The organism is Floccifex porci (genome assembly GCF_009696175.1).
GTDB classification, from domain to species: Bacteria; Bacillota_I; Bacilli_A; order Erysipelotrichales; family Erysipelotrichaceae; genus Floccifex; species Floccifex porci.
Genome location: NZ_VUMM01000002.1, coordinates 80,717 through 94,193 on the forward strand (window position 1 = coordinate 80,717; position 13,477 = coordinate 94,193).

At 35.0% G+C, this 13,477-nt stretch carries 16 protein-coding genes; 4 read left to right on the forward strand and 12 right to left on the reverse strand.

Features of this window, described 5'->3' with window-relative positions; genetic code table 11:
- Positions 1–186 precede the first annotated feature (186 nt).
- From FYJ50_RS01625 to FYJ50_RS01655, 7 genes are all read right to left on the reverse strand, one after another.
- On the reverse strand, positions 187–525 hold the full coding sequence (locus FYJ50_RS01625; RefSeq protein ID WP_154459302.1) for a hypothetical protein: 339 nt from the start codon (positions 523–525) through the stop codon (positions 187–189).
- 70 nt (positions 526–595) lie between these two features.
- Positions 596–1,411, reverse strand: a complete 816-nt coding sequence (locus tag FYJ50_RS01630; protein ID WP_154459303.1) for a PTS system mannose/fructose/sorbose family transporter subunit IID — start codon at positions 1,409–1,411, stop codon at positions 596–598.
- 2 nt (positions 1,412–1,413) lie between these two features.
- The gene (locus FYJ50_RS01635; RefSeq protein WP_154459304.1) at positions 1,414–2,244 is read right to left on the reverse strand and encodes a PTS sugar transporter subunit IIC; all 831 of its coding nucleotides are present in this window, start codon (positions 2,242–2,244) and stop codon (positions 1,414–1,416) included.
- Positions 2,245–2,338: 94 nt separating this feature from the next.
- Positions 2,339–2,830: a PTS sugar transporter subunit IIB gene (locus tag FYJ50_RS01640; protein WP_154459305.1), complete on the reverse strand. Its 492-nt coding sequence runs from the start codon at positions 2,828–2,830 to the stop codon at positions 2,339–2,341.
- A gap of 53 nt (positions 2,831–2,883) precedes the next feature.
- On the reverse strand, positions 2,884–3,315 hold the full coding sequence (locus FYJ50_RS01645; RefSeq protein ID WP_154459306.1) for a PTS sugar transporter subunit IIA: 432 nt from the start codon (positions 3,313–3,315) through the stop codon (positions 2,884–2,886).
- Between the two features lie 108 nt (positions 3,316–3,423).
- Positions 3,424–3,753, reverse strand: a complete 330-nt coding sequence (locus tag FYJ50_RS01650) for a hypothetical protein (RefSeq protein WP_154459307.1) — start codon at positions 3,751–3,753, stop codon at positions 3,424–3,426.
- A gap of 15 nt (positions 3,754–3,768) precedes the next feature.
- Positions 3,769–4,305 (reverse strand): hypothetical protein, encoded by a 537-nt coding sequence (locus FYJ50_RS01655; RefSeq protein ID WP_154459308.1) that lies wholly within the window; start codon positions 4,303–4,305, stop codon positions 3,769–3,771.
- A gap of 241 nt (positions 4,306–4,546) precedes the next feature.
- Here FYJ50_RS01655 and FYJ50_RS01660 point away from each other — a divergent pair, with 241 nt between their 5' ends.
- On the forward strand, positions 4,547–5,926 hold the full coding sequence (locus FYJ50_RS01660) for a polysaccharide deacetylase family protein (RefSeq protein ID WP_154459309.1): 1,380 nt from the start codon (positions 4,547–4,549) through the stop codon (positions 5,924–5,926).
- Between the two features lie 25 nt (positions 5,927–5,951).
- Here FYJ50_RS01660 and dnaJ read toward each other — a convergent pair whose 3' ends face one another.
- From dnaJ to hrcA, 4 genes are read right to left on the reverse strand one after another with little or no spacing between them, the layout of a single operon-like run.
- Entirely contained in the window at positions 5,952–7,061 is a 1,110-nt protein-coding gene (dnaJ, locus tag FYJ50_RS01665) for a molecular chaperone DnaJ (protein ID WP_154459310.1), read from the reverse strand.
- Positions 7,062–7,116: 55 nt separating this feature from the next.
- Entirely contained in the window at positions 7,117–8,901 is a 1,785-nt protein-coding gene (dnaK, locus tag FYJ50_RS01670) for a molecular chaperone DnaK (RefSeq protein WP_154459311.1), read from the reverse strand.
- Between the two features lie 14 nt (positions 8,902–8,915).
- Positions 8,916–9,461 carry a nucleotide exchange factor GrpE gene (gene grpE, locus FYJ50_RS01675; RefSeq protein WP_154459312.1) on the reverse strand — a complete coding sequence of 182 codons (546 nt, stop codon included), beginning with the start codon at positions 9,459–9,461 and terminating at the stop codon, positions 8,916–8,918.
- Positions 9,454–10,494, reverse strand: a complete 1,041-nt coding sequence (hrcA, locus tag FYJ50_RS01680) for a heat-inducible transcriptional repressor HrcA (RefSeq protein WP_154459313.1) — start codon at positions 10,492–10,494, stop codon at positions 9,454–9,456. The genes grpE and hrcA overlap by 8 nt, the downstream gene beginning before the upstream one ends.
- Positions 10,495–10,620: 126 nt before the next feature.
- On the opposite strand from hrcA, the gene FYJ50_RS01685 reads away from it, so the two are divergent.
- The 3 genes from FYJ50_RS01685 to FYJ50_RS01695 are packed head-to-tail and all read left to right on the forward strand — an operon-like array spanning position 10,621 to position 12,634.
- Positions 10,621–11,121, forward strand: coding sequence for a flavin reductase family protein (locus FYJ50_RS01685; protein WP_154459314.1), 501 nt, complete (start codon positions 10,621–10,623; stop codon positions 11,119–11,121).
- Positions 11,114–11,866 carry a purine nucleoside phosphorylase YfiH/LACC1 family protein gene (locus tag FYJ50_RS01690; RefSeq protein WP_235900900.1) on the forward strand — a complete coding sequence of 251 codons (753 nt, stop codon included), beginning with the start codon at positions 11,114–11,116 and terminating at the stop codon, positions 11,864–11,866. Before FYJ50_RS01685 ends, FYJ50_RS01690 begins: the two co-directional genes overlap by 8 nt.
- Before the next feature lie 3 nt (positions 11,867–11,869).
- Positions 11,870–12,634 carry a DeoR/GlpR family DNA-binding transcription regulator gene (locus FYJ50_RS01695; protein WP_154459315.1) on the forward strand — a complete coding sequence of 255 codons (765 nt, stop codon included), beginning with the start codon at positions 11,870–11,872 and terminating at the stop codon, positions 12,632–12,634.
- Here the strand turns inward: FYJ50_RS01695 and FYJ50_RS01700 are convergent.
- Positions 12,631–13,452 (reverse strand): DMT family transporter, encoded by an 822-nt coding sequence (locus FYJ50_RS01700; RefSeq protein ID WP_154459316.1) that lies wholly within the window; start codon positions 13,450–13,452, stop codon positions 12,631–12,633. The two genes, FYJ50_RS01695 and FYJ50_RS01700, sit on opposite strands and share 4 nt — an antisense overlap.
- Positions 13,453–13,477: the final 25 nt, after the last annotated feature.

The window sequence follows — 13,477 nt, forward strand, 5'->3', positions numbered from 1 at the left end:
TCCATAAATTTAAGAAAGGGAATTTGATTATGAAGGGTTATTTAACCCCAAAACATTATAACATACAATATTAACTATTCAAAAGTAAAAATTAGCGTTAACGATAAAATAGGCCAAAAATGTCATAAAAATGAATTTTTATTTACCTGTTTTAATTTTTAAAACACAAAAAAAGACCTTCTGGTCTTATTTTGAGGATTTTCTTTTTTTACTGTCATCAAATAATTTGATTTTTCTTTGGACACTCTTTTTACCATTTCTTTGTGCAAGAAATACTAAAAGTGTAAATAAACCAAATAGAATGGAACCAATTAAGCCAGCCCATTTACTGAAAGTTCTAAATGCCTCAGGTGCATTAGGTATCAAAGGATCCACCATACCAGACCATCCATAAATAGCTAATGCAACGAATACAGCTGTTATGACAAGACCATTACGAATCCATCCACCTAATTTTTTTAACATCTCATATTCCTGCTGAATATCAGATGAAAGCATTTCTCTTTCTTTTCTCGATAATTGCATATAATCCCTCGTTTCTAATAAAAAAAGAGAAGGGGTGAGTCCTTCTCTTCGTAAAACCGTATTTGTTTTATTATCCAAGTAATCCTACAACAGATCCAACGAATCCTACAACTACCATCAATAATAAACATTTAACAGGTGACATACCTTTCTTAGCCATTAAGTACCAGCATAATAATACGAATAAGCATGTCAATAATTTAGGATAAGCACCGTCTAATTTAGATCCTAATGTGATGTCAGCACCAGTTGAGTCTTGAGCAATTACGATGTTTGTTGAAATTGCAACCCAAGAAGCAGCCATCGCACCAACGATTACTTGACCCATTGTGATTACAGCGTTACGGAATGCAGTAGCACGATCCCCAACTAATAATTCAACAGCAGATCCACCTAAGTTATATCCTAAGAAATAAATGTAGTGTTGGAACCAAATTGAAGTAGCGTTCCATACAACGATGTAGAAAATAGGACCGATAGCAGATCCACCTTCAGCGAATCCTAAAGCGATACCTAATAAGATAGGAATATATGTACCAACGATTAATGAGTCACCGATACCAGCTAAAGGACCCATCAAACCAGCACGGATACCATTGATCATTTCATCATCGATTCCGTCTGCTCCATTAGCACGTGCTTCTTCCAAACCAGCAGTGATACCAACAACGATACATCCGATTTGTGGTTCAGTGTTGAAGAATGGATAGTATGTTTGCATTTTTTCGCATTGTTCTTCATGAGTTGGATACAATTCTTTGATGATTGGTAACATTGACCACATGTATCCAAATGTTTGCATGTGTTCGTGTGAGAAACATGTTAAGTTTCCATACCACCAACGCCAGAAGGAACTATTTAAAGTTTTCTTAGAGATTTTTTTCATGATTAAATGTCCTCCTCTTCATCAGCAGCAGCTGCAGGTCCAGCTCCTAATTTAGCCATTGCCATTTCGTATTTAATTAACGCGAATACAGCACCGATACATGTAGCACCGATTAATGTTAATCCCATAGAAGCTGCCAATGTGAATCCAAATAAGAAGTATAATAAATCTGAAGTTTTATCGATAACTGATTTTAATAAGATAGCGATACCAACAGCAGGTAATACGGCACCAACTGTTAAGATAGCTTTAACGTACCATAAATCAGTTGTCAAGTTTTGGAACAATTGTTCTACAGCTCCAGCTCCATAGTAGCATAATAATGTACATGGTAAGAAAGATAATACGAAGTGTGAAAGTAATGGGAATAAAGCGTCAACTTTTCCAACAATTTCCAAGTTTCCTTTATCTAATTGAGCCCATCCATAGTGTTGCCAGATTAAGTTCATCATAGCTGTTCCGTAGAATAATGTGATACCGATAACACCAGTCATGGCAGAAATAGATGATGATAATCCATAAGCTTCTTCTCCACCAAAGTCAAGACCAGCAGCCTTAGCTCCAACGTAAGCAAGAGGAATACCAATATAAGAAACGGCACGTAAGTCAGATGCAACAGTACCACCAGGTGTAACTAATGCGATCCACATAACTTGCATAGGAATACCGATTTGAATAACACCTTGAACGTCACCCATGATTAATCCGACGAACAAAGAAGCAACTAATGGTCTGTTAAGAGTATAGTTACCAACAGTAGTTCCTAAACAAGCAATTGTAGAAGCAGCTGTACAAGACATTAAACCAATTAAAATTGCTTGAATTAAACTCATAAATCTTCTCTCCTTTTTCTATGAATTTTTATATATCAAACCTACTATGAGCTCACCTATCATAGCAGTATCTGACCAAAATAATGTTTAAAAATTAATAACCAAATTTTCCTCTATATTTGTCCCAAGTACCGATTGAACTTTCTTTGATTAACGCAAATTCAATTTCATATCCTTTTTTAGAGATTGCTTCTAAAGCATCTGCTTCTTCTTGCGTAATAGATTGGTTTTGTCCTAATTTAGTAGCTCCTGGACGATCGTTACAAGGACCGATGATCAAGCGTTTAACATCGCTTGGTACGAATCCAAAGTCAACCAATAATTCTTTCATGTCAACTGGGTTCTTAGTGATCAAGAAATATCTTTTTGGTGAATCCAATACTTTTTGAGCATTTTCTTTGAATTTTGCTTTTGTCCATACAAATACTTTTTTATCTGTACTAGCTTTGAATGATTGAGCCAATACAGGAGTTGTGGCAGCTTTGTCATTGATTGCCAAGATTCCATCACAAGGGTATTCTTTTGACCATCTTGTAACGATTTGTCCGTGAATGATACGGTCATCCACACGCATAAATGTAATCATTATTTTCTCCTCCTATTGATGATTATGCTAACGCTTTGCGTTTAAGCCCCTTATTATAGATCATCATCGTCGCCATCATTTGTTTCAACGACGAAATCAGTTAATCCCATACGACCTTCACTTAACAATACTTCTTTTAAAGTAGCTAAATCGTCAAAATTATCTTTCATTAATACAGCTGTGATAGCCAATGGCATGTTCATACCAGCGATGATTAATGTATTTCCGATTAACCCTTTATCACTTAAAACATTTAAAGCATTTGTAAATGGAGAACCACTTAAGATGTCAGCCAATAAAATAACTTGGTCATCTGCTGTAAAATCTTTTACCAATTCTGCGAAGTTTTCTGCAAATTGATCCGCACTCATATCTTCTCTTAAGCTTGTTGATAATACATCTGAACGATTTCCAGTCATCATTCTTACAGCTGAATGTAATCCTGGTGCAAATTCACCATGAGATACCATTACTACATATTTCATAATTATAAATTCCTCCAAATTTTTCTTTAGTTTAAGTATAGTTTACTATCCCTTTGAATGCAAGCGTTTTCGTTAATTTCTAACACACAATTCACATAATGTGTGAATTTATGCCATAAATTTCTGGATTGCGAACACAACTAAAATAGCTACGATTGGAACGATCAAAATGACTGCATACCCTCTGAATACTCGTTTTGACAAACGATTGTATCCTTCTTCGTCATAGTAATACAAATCATTTTCTGTATGCCCCACAACACCTTGTTCAACCAAGTTTGAAATTGTATAACTAATTGTTGTTGTTGTTAATTTCAAATCTTTAAAAGCTGCAACAGGAATTGCTTTTTCAGGACTATATGCACCACGTTTTTTTAATATATCTAAAACCATTGTAGCCGCAGTGGCTTTTGCACTTGTTCCTCTTCTTCTTGACATATAAATGTATCCCTTCTATTTTTGTTTATTCTTTTTCTTAGAACGACGTGTTTTTGCACATTCCTCTAGTTTTACACCCAGTTTATGCGAAACTTCAAATTTCTCTCCGTCTGCCATTAACACACGAACGTTACGGAATAAACTACGTTTCTTTTGTTCAAAACGAACCATAACACGGAAACGATAAATTTTATCCACATAAAAAATTCCTTCTTCAATAAAAAAACAGCGTTTACGGACATATGTTTCGAAAGTCAGTCCCACAAAAATAATTCCAATACATAAATAAGCCATAACGACATAAAACTGCTGTTCTACTGGATTTTTAAGACAATAGAAAGCCATAGCCAGTGAAAAACCAGATAAGATTCCCGAAGCAATCCATAAAATCTGATTGTCTACATAAAGTGTATAATCTTTATGTACTTCTTTAAAATTCTCAAATTTCTTTTTAAACGTTACATACAGACGTATGCTTTTAAATGTGGTATATCCTGTATACCCAACAAAAATAAGTCCTACAATGAGTTTAACCCATAAAGACTCCATCATATACTCTCACTCCATTTCATAAAAAGTCATTAATTGTAAACATTATAACATTTCAATCAAAAAGTGCAAAATGAAATAAGGTAGAATTACATTCTTTTCGATTATATAAATTTAAAAATACATTTATAAGTATTATATGTCATCATTTTATATGACAAATGTCATTTTTGGTTTGTTTTTTTACATAAGATGATATTGTGAAAATTTTATCAATATTATATGATGAGATTGGGGATACATTATGAAGAAAAAACAATTTATTCTAATTTTTTCAGGAGCGGTATGTCTTTTTCTTGCTGGAATTCATTTTTATTTCCATGCACATCCTATCCAGTTAAAATCCACAGATTTAGAAATTGAAGTTAATTCTAAATATAATTTTAAAGACAACCTTCGATTTATTTATTTTGGAAATGAAAAAGACGTATCGATTCAGCCAGAAATAGATACATCCAGTCTCAATGAATACGATATTTTCTATCAGTATAAAGATTATAAACAGAAATGTCATATTCGAATTGTGGATACAACTCCACCAGTTTTAAAATTAAAAAATTATAAGACCGATTTAGTGGAAAAAGTAAAACCTGAACAATTTATTGAAAGCTGCAAAGATTATTCTGACTGTTCTTTCAAAATCATGAATGAAAATACAGATAAAGAAGGAAAAACAGAAATAATTATATTTGCGGTTGATTCTTCTGGTAATGAAACAAAAGAAAAATGTACTTTAACTCGTATTGAGGACACAAAACCACCTGTAATAAATAATTTTCAATCGAATATAGAAATCTATCAGGGAGAAAGCTACGATTTTAATCAGATTCAAATAGAAGATGATATGGATCCAGATCCTGATGTTACCATAGAAGAAAATGTAGATTTTACCGTTCCTGATACTTATAAAATAAAATATATCGTTCAGGATCGGAGTGGAAATAAGACTGAAAAAACCACAACTCTTCTTGTTAAAGAAAATAAAGAAGCCAATATGAAAGTTGTCTATTTAACTTTTGATGATGGACCTAGTTATAATACCGAAAAAGTATTGGATATTTTAAAAGAAAACAAAGTAAAAGCTACTTTCTTTGTGACCGGAAATGGGCAGAATTACAATCATTTGATCACACGTGCTTACAATGAAGGACACACCATTGGTTTACATACTTATTCTCATAATTATGAATATGTATATTCTTCTACAGAAAACTATTTTAACGATCTGAATCAGATTTCCGATATGGTTTATCAATTAACAGGAAATCGATCCACTGTAATTCGTTTTCCCGGTGGTTCTTCCAATACTGTCAGTAAAAATTACAAAGAAGGAATCATGAGTGAATTATCCCAACTTGTACAATCAAAGGGATATCAGTACTATGACTGGAATGTATCCAGTGGAGATGCAGCCGGTCATGGAATTGCTGCAGAATCAATTATTGAACAGTCAAATGCAGGAACAGGTGATAAAATTATGATTTTGTTTCACGACGCTTATGGTAAAGATACAACAGTAGAAGCATTGGATAAAGTCATTAAACATTATAAAAAAGAAGGTTATGTATTTAAACCCATCACAAAAGGTGCATCTTATGTATGTCATCATGGCATAAACAATTAAAGGTCTACAATGTAGACCTTATTTGTTATTTAAAAGCATTTTTAAAGCGATCAAAAGCCGATTCCGATTGTCCACTACGAAGCTGTTCATACAATTCTTTTTCTTTTCTAGAAAGTTTCTTTGGAATTTCAACCGTTACTTCAACATACTGATCTCCCTGACCATTTCTTGTTTTTACTCCTTTACCACGAAGTACAAAACGAGTGTTTGGCTGTGTTCCTTCCGGAATGGTCAATTCACAATCTCCATATACCGTTGGTACATCAATTTTACATCCCAGTGTCGCATCTAAAGAGCTGATTGGAACGGTAATATTGATATTGTTTCCTTCTCTTTTGAAAGTAGGATGAGACTTTACAATGATTTCTACATATAAATCTCCATTTGGACCTCCATTGGTTCCACGTTCTCCTTTTCCACGTATACGAAGCTGTTGACCCGATTGAATCCCTGCTGGAATCTTTACATCCACTTTAATTCGTTTGTGTTCATATCCCATACCACCGCATTTACGGCATTTGCGTGTTACACGTTTTCCTGTTCCACGACAGTCAGGACATACACTTTGCTGCTGAACCATACCAAACAGACTTTGTTGAGATGTCACAATATAGCCATTTCCATTACAGCGAGAACAAGTTGTTATATCACTTGGACTTTCAGCCCCTGTTCCTTTACAGTGATCGCATTGTTCATCCACTTCCAGCGGAATGGTTTCTGTTTTGCCCATGATTGCATCCATAAAATCGACACGAATCTGAATATACCGATCCTGTCCAGGTCTAGGTGCATTGGAAGCACGTCGACTGGAACCAAATCCCGATCCACCAAAGAAAGAAGAAAAAATATCTTCAAATCCACCAAAATCAGAGAATCCCTGGCCAGAGAATCCGCCTTGTCCAAAGGCTCCATCCATTCCAGCAAATCCAAACTGATCATATGTTTTTCGTTTTTGTTCATCACTTAGTACTTCATATGCTTCATTGATTTCTTTAAACTTTTCTTCTGCACCCGGTTCTTTATTTCGGTCTGGGTGATATTTCATGGCCAATTTTCGATATGCCTTCTTTATTTCATCCTGAGTGGCACTTTTACTGACTCCAAGTACCTCATAGTAATCTCTTTTCTCTGCCATGTTTAATCCTCCTTCAAGCACGACAAAGTTCTAGCAAAGCTAGAACTTTTATTTTTTAGTGTTTTTCCGTAAATTCTGCATCGACAACATCATCATCAGAATTTGAAGATTGCTGCTGCTGATACATTTGAGAACCTGCCTGTTGTGCAGCTCTTTCCAGCAGATCCAATTTAGCTTTAACTTCATCCATATTGTTTTCATCCAATGCTTTCTGAAGTTCATCACGAAGTTTCTTTGTTTCTTCAGCCTGTTTTGCATCAATCTTATCTTTATTGTCTTCTAATACAGAATCCACCTGTGCAATGAACCCTTCCGCACGGTTACGTAAATCAATTTCTTCTTTACGTTTGTCATCTTCAGCTTTATGTTCTTCTGCTTCACGAACCATACGATCAATTTCTTCATCACTCAATCCACTTGAATTCTGAATTGTAATAGACTGTTCTTTTCCAGTACCTTTGTCTTTTGCACTAACATGTACAATACCATTGGCATCAATATCAAATTTAACTTCAATTTGAGGAACCCCTCTACGAGCTGGAGCAATTCCTGTTAACTGGAAGTTTCCTAATTCTTTATTGTCCGCTGCCATTGGACGTTCTCCCTGTAATACACGGATATCAACAGCTGGCTGATTGTCTGCAGCTGTAGAGAAGATCTGTGATTTACTTGTTGGAATTGTTGTATTACGTGGAATCAGTACTGTCATAACTCCACCCATTGTTTCAATACCTAATGACAATGGTGTAACATCCAGCAGCAATACATCGTTTACATCACCAGAAATGACACCACCTTGAATAGAAGCACCCATCGCAACTGCTTCATCTGGGTTTACAGAATGATTTGGTGCTTTTCCTAATGCGTTACGTACAGCTTCCTGAACAGCAGGAATACGAGTGGATCCACCAACTAATAAAACCTGATCAATATCTGATTTTGATAATCCTGCATCTCTTAATGCATTTTCAATTGGAATCAATGTACGATCTACTAAATGTTTTGTCATTGCGTCAAATTTAGCACGTGTTAATGTTGTATCTAAATGTAAAGGTCCTGCAGCTCCCATTGAAATAAATGGCAATGAAATCTGTGTCTGAGAAACTCCACTTAAATCTTTCTTCGCTTTTTCAGCTGCTTCTTTTAAACGCTGCATTGCCATTTTATCTTTTGACAAATCTACACCGTTATCTTTCTTAAACATATCGATCATCCAGTCAACCAGTACGTTATCAAAGTCATCTCCACCTAAACGAGTGTCCCCATTTGTTGATAATACTTCAAAAGTACCATCCGCTAAATCAAGAATTGAAACGTCGAAAGTACCTCCACCTAAGTCATAGATCAATACTTTCTGTTCTTTATCTGTTTTATCAATACCATAAGCCAATGCAGCTGCTGTTGGTTCGTTAATAATACGTTCTACTTCCAATCCAGCAATACGTCCTGCATCTTTTGTTGCCTGACGCTGTGCATCGTTAAAATAAGCTGGAACTGTAATAACTGCTTTTGTGACTTTTTCACCTAAATAATCTTCTGCATATCCTTTTAAATATTGAAGAATCATTGCAGAAACTTCCTGTGGTGTATAACTCTTACCTTCTGCCTGTACTTTTTCATTTGTACCCATCAAACGTTTAATTGAACTGATTGTATTAGGATTTGTTACCGCCTGACGTTTTGCAGCATCCCCTACAATACGTTCTCCATTTTTAAAAGCAACAACACTTGGAGTTGTACGATTTCCTTCTGGATTTGGAATTACTTTACAATCTTTTCCTTCCATTACTGCCACACAACTGTTTGTTGTACCTAAGTCAATACCAATAATTTTTGCCATAGTCAATTCCTCCTTTACTCACTAACCTTCACTAAGGCAGGTCTTAAAATTCGATCTTTTAACATATATCCCTTCTGTAAAACTTCCAATACAATTCCAGATTCGACACCATCCTGTTTTTCCTGCATCAAAGCCTGCATTGTATTGTGATCAAAAGGTTTTCCATCTGCTTCAATTTCTTTGACTCCTTCTTTATCCAGTACTGAAAGAAACTGTTTATAAATCATTTCAAATCCTTTTACATAATTTAATAACGCCTCGTCTTCTGTCTGAACATTCAGAGCCATTGCCATGTTATCCACAATTGGAAGCAATTCCAGTGCTGAATCCTTAAAACGATATTTTTTCGCATTGTCTGCTTCCTTTGTCAGACGCTTTTTCATATTTTCTGTATCCGCATAGGCTCTAGCAAAATCATTTTTTAATTTTGCTACCTCGCTTTGTAAACTTTCAATCAAAGCATCTCTTTCATCCACAGCTTTTTCTTCATCTATTTTTTCCGTTTCCGGTTCTGTGACTTCTTTTTCAACTTTTTCTTCTTTCACATCTTCTTTACTCATCGTTTCCACCTCCCTTATTTTTATCATCATAGAATATATCTTCAATCACATTTGTCATATAATCCATCAAACCGACTACTTTAGAATACTGCATTCGATTTGGACCCACAACCATTAACTGACCTTCTTCACTATCTGAATAATGGAATTTTGCACTGATAATGGAACAGTCCCCAATCTGTGTCAATTCTTTTCGATTTCCAATCCGAACTGAAACATTGCTTTCTTTATTTGTCCATTCTTTGATCATATGACCATTTTCCAGTACATTCATTAATTCTTTCAAACGATTCAGGTCTGAAAATTCAGGTTGAAATAACATATTCCCACGACCAGAGACTTTTATTCGATCCTGTGCAAATTTCATAAAGGCTGTCACAAATGCTTCAAACAAAACTTCATGACGAACCAGGGTCGCTGCCATAATAGGATGTATATCGTTCATACGATCCACTACCTGGCAAATTGGCGTTCCCACCAGTTTATCATTTAATAAATCCGTACATTTCTTTAAATCATCTGTGGACACTTCTTCTTTAAACTGAAAAAATTTATTTTCTGTATGACCTTTATTCGTCACAATGATAGCCACTGCACTTTTTTCATTTACAGGAACCAGCTGAACATGCTGAAGACATTGATCCTCACAATCCGGTCCCAATGCGATGGAAGTTAAATTTGTCATTTCAGAAAGAATATCACAGCTTTTTGAAACAACATCATCGATTGAATAATGTCTTTGTGTAAAATATGTTTTCAGAGTTTGCTGCATAGGTACATCCAGATTCGTTTCCAGAAGATTCTCGACATAATATCGATATCCTTTCGAACTTGGGATCCGTCCACTGGAAGTATGTGTTTTTTCAAGCAATCCCACCTTTTCCAGTGCTGCCATCTCATTTCGAATCGTGGCGGATGAAACAGGGAAATCCAGTAAATTCATTAAAGTCTTAGAGCCAATCGGTTCTGCAGTACGAGTAAACTCTTCAACAATCGTTTTAAAGATAACATTTTGTCTATTCGTTAATCCCATATGCCCTCCAATCTAGCACTCCATTTCTCTGTCTGCTAACAGTATACCATAATATTTAGCACCGTCAATATTTTAGTGCTAAATTTTTGAAAATTTGTTACAATAAATAAAAAAAGGGGGACTATCATGTTTAAACCAATCGATTATCATACCTTAAATTTTGATCCATTTCATAAAATCGGAAAGGACTGGCTACTGATCAGTGCCAGAAAAGATGGTATCACAAATACCATGACTGCATCCTGGGGAGCTTTAGGTCATCTTTGGAATAAAGACATTGCTATTGTATTTATTCGTCCACAACGATACACCAGAGAATTTGTTGATGCATCCGATTCATTTACTTTATCTTTCTTTGATGGATATCATAAAGAATTGTCCTATCTGGGAACTAAATCCGGTAAAGATGAAAATAAAATTGAAAACGTTCATTTTCATTTAACAGATATAGATGGTCAGCCTGCTTTTGAAGAAGCAAAAGAAGTATGGATCCTGAAGAAATTATATGTCAGTAAATTTGAAAAAGATTCATTTATCTTTCCTGACATTTATGAAAAGAATTATCCAAATGACGATCTTCATTATATCTATATAGGAGAAATTACAGGGGTGTATCGAAATGAATAAGATCGTTCATCTAAATACCAATATTTATGGAGCTACCACTCTTAAAGATTTAAAAGCTCCTGAACAGAACAATATGGCTCTACATGTCTGCATTAATCCAGAAGATGTATTAAAGAATCGACATCAGCTGGAAATGGAAACTCTTCCTTTGAACCAGTGGATATTACCCTGGCAAAAACACACCGCCAATATCCAGGAAGTCACAAAAAAAGACTGGTCAAAAGGAGCTTATGAAAAAGAAAGCAGTATTATGAATGTAGATGCACTCTATACAACCGAATCAAATACTTTAATCGGTGTTTTTACAGCAGACTGTATTGGATTATTACTGGTGGATGAAACAACTCCTTGTGTTTGTGTCATTCATTCAGGATGGAAAGGAACCTGCCAGCAGATTGTAGATAAAGCCGTAAAAGAATTGATCCGCAAAAAAGTGATTCGTCCTGAGTCCACAAAAGCTTTTTTCTCTCCCAGCATTTTATTTGATTCTTTAGAAGTTGGTATGGAAGTCATTGAACAGATCAAAGCTTTACCTTTTGATGTAGAGCCTTTTATTCGTTATATGCCAAATGAAAAAGCCTATCTGGATAATCAGGGAATCAACATTCAAATGCTTAAAAATAATGGAATCACAAATATCTATTCTAGTCATATGGACACAAAAAAAGAAAAAGAATTGTGTTTTAGTTATCGAAACGATAAAAAAACAGGGGAACATTTTACCTTTGGCTATATAAAGGAGTAAAAGATGTCAAAAAAGAAAGATGAAAGACAGACCCAGATTCGTAACATTCTACTACAGGAGGGTCGAATTAAAATTGTGGATCTGGCAAAACTATTAAAAGTCACTCCAGAAACTTTACGAAACGATTTAAATGAAATGGAACAGCAGAACATTGTCATTCGAGAACATGGATACGCTCGTATGGATAATTCTTTAGGAGAACTTCCTGTTTATTTAAGAAGTCAGGAACATCCCAAAGAAAAAAGAAAGGTTGTATTTCGTGCCTTTCAGGAAATTAAAGATGGTCAGGTTGTTTATCTGGATTCAGGAAGTACGATCATTTTAGGAATTCAATACATTACGATGAAAAAAGATCTGACCATAGTGACAAATTCACTTCCACTGGCTTTAGAATGTGCAAAAATGAATTTAAGAATTGTTTTTGCGGGCGGTAATGTATTAAATGAAGGATTGCGCTGTTATGGATTTTTTGCGGATGAAGTCATCAATCGTATTAATATCGATGTTGCGATCTTAGGTACCGATGGCATTATGAATTGTGATGGATTCACACATAATGATATGCGTGAAGTTGGATTTAAAAGACACATCATCAATCGCAGCAAAAAAATCATAGCGGTTTGTGATCGATATAAATTTCAAAAAGAAGCTCCATTTATTTACTGTAAATTCAGTGAAATCGATCAGCTGATCACAAATGAACTGACAAAAGAAGAACTGGAACAAGTCAAAGATATTAAAAATATTATACAAATAAAAGAGGCCTAGGCCTCTTTTGCTGTCCATATTGTATTTAATGCAACAGAGAAAATAATAACCGCAGAACCCATTAAAGCATACGTTCCCATTGTTTCTCCATAAAACAGGAAAACCCATATTGGATTCATAACTGCCTCTAACAGTCCAATTAAAGAAGTTGTTACAGGATTGGTCATTTTAGAACCTTTGGAAAAGAATACATAAGCCAGTCCCACCTGGAATATTCCTAAAGCCAGTAAGGCAATATTCGAAACGGTATTGGTATAATCCATCTGATTCAAGAACGGAATGGCTACGATAAAAGAAAGCAGAAATCCTAACATACTGGCATCTTCGCTGCTGGATTCAGGTAAAGAATTCACAAAGAAAACTCCTGAGAAACAAAGCCCTGCACAGATTGCCAGACAGTTTCCAATCAGTTTTCCGCCATCCAGCTGATCAAAGAAGAATAGTACCATTCCACTAAATGCCATTAAAACAAGAATAAACTGTTTTAAAGAAGGAAGTCTTTTATGATAGATACAGTCCCACAATAAAACAAATATAGGAGCCAGATACTGTAATACGATAGCATTGGCTGCCGTTGTCATTTTATTGGCAATCACATATAACGTATTGGTCATCATCAAACAGAAGGCAGCCAGTATGACATACCGATTGATCTTAATCTTTAATCCTCGTTTATATAGATAAAATAAACCTAAAGCAACCAAAGAACGAATCCCATTGATCGCAATGGCATTTCCAGAAGTATATTTTATTAAAATACCACCAGTCGACCATAAAAATACAGTGATTAAAATATAGATATACCCTTTGTTTTTCATAAAATGTATTCTAACAAAAATTCAT